The sequence below is a fragment of the Pseudoalteromonas sp. S558 genome (assembly GCF_005886635.1).
GTDB classification, from domain to species: domain Bacteria; phylum Pseudomonadota; class Gammaproteobacteria; order Enterobacterales; family Alteromonadaceae; genus Pseudoalteromonas; species Pseudoalteromonas aliena.
Map to the genome: position 1 here is coordinate 1 of NZ_PNDU01000614.1, position 360 is coordinate 360.

Consider the following 360-nt stretch of genomic DNA (forward strand, 5'->3'; position numbering starts at 1 on the left):
GTGATGTTAGAAACAGTACTATGCACATTATTTACTAAAGTGGCTGTTGGTTTTACACCGTTAGCTAATCCATTCATTAATGAATTAGTCCATTCAATTCCAGTGGAAAGATATTCATTTGAAAGTTTATATAGCTTTGATATTTTATCCCTTAGCAGTTCTTTACGCTCCCTTATCTTCTGTAGGTAATGATTTAAAAATAATACAAATATTGCGATTAACGTCGAAAAAATAACAGTAACAAGTCTAGCTTGATACGCAGTCGATTCAAAAATTGTTGATAAATATTGCATGATGATTCCGATATAAATATAACGCCGCATTAAGCGGATAAAAATAGTTGGTTATAATGTTGAGGCA

General features: G+C 31.4%; 1 protein-coding gene. It reads right to left on the reverse strand.

Annotated features, from left to right (window positions below; genetic code table 11):
* Nucleotides 1–293 (reverse strand): hypothetical protein (locus tag CWB66_RS22530; protein ID WP_212747853.1); only part of this gene is annotated, 293 nt, incomplete at its 3' end.
* Nucleotides 294–360 lie beyond the last annotated feature (67 nt).